Origin of the sequence: Xanthomonas maliensis (genome assembly GCF_009192945.1) — a bacterium.
Taxonomy (GTDB): Bacteria; Pseudomonadota; Gammaproteobacteria; order Xanthomonadales; family Xanthomonadaceae; genus Xanthomonas; species Xanthomonas maliensis.
On sequence record NZ_NSET01000130.1, the window covers coordinates 1 to 524 of the forward strand.

Sequence of the window (524 nt, forward strand, 5' to 3'; positions counted from 1 at the left end):
AGAGGGGGATAAGAGACAGGGCCTGCAGTACATGGTGCTGCGCCAGGGTAGCGGCGAGCGCCCGATGCCGACCAATACCGTGCGGGTGAACTACGAAGGCAAGCTGCTCGACGGGCAGGTGTTCGACAGCTCCTACCAGCGTGGCCAGCCGGCCGAGTTCGGTCTGGGCCAGGTGATTCCGGGGTGGACTGAAGGCCTGGCACTGATGCCGGTGGGCTCGAAGTACCGCTTCTGGATTCCGTCCAATCTGGCCTATGGCCCGAACGGAACCCAGGGTGGTCCGATCGGACCGGACGCGACCTTGACCTTCGACGTCGAGCTGCTGGGCATCCTGCCCTGAGATCGACCGGAAGCGTCGACTCCCATGCGCGTTGCGATCTTCGGTACCGGCTATGTCGGGCTTGTCACCGGCACCTGCCTGGCTGAAGTCGGCCACCAGGTGATCTGCGTGGACATCGACCAGGACAAGATCGACCGGCTCAATCGCGGCGTGGTGCCGATCTACGAGCCGGGGCTGGAGCCGA

Annotated in this window: 1 protein-coding gene and 1 pseudogene; both read left to right on the forward strand. The window is 64.7% G+C overall.

The features are described 5' to 3' along the window. Positions 1–340 (forward strand): FKBP-type peptidyl-prolyl cis-trans isomerase (locus CKY51_RS22240; protein WP_170292369.1); only part of this gene is annotated, 340 nt, incomplete at its 5' end. Between the two features lie 24 nt (positions 341–364). After that, positions 365–524: pseudogene (locus CKY51_RS22245) on the forward strand (UDP-glucose 6-dehydrogenase); the annotation flags it as partial.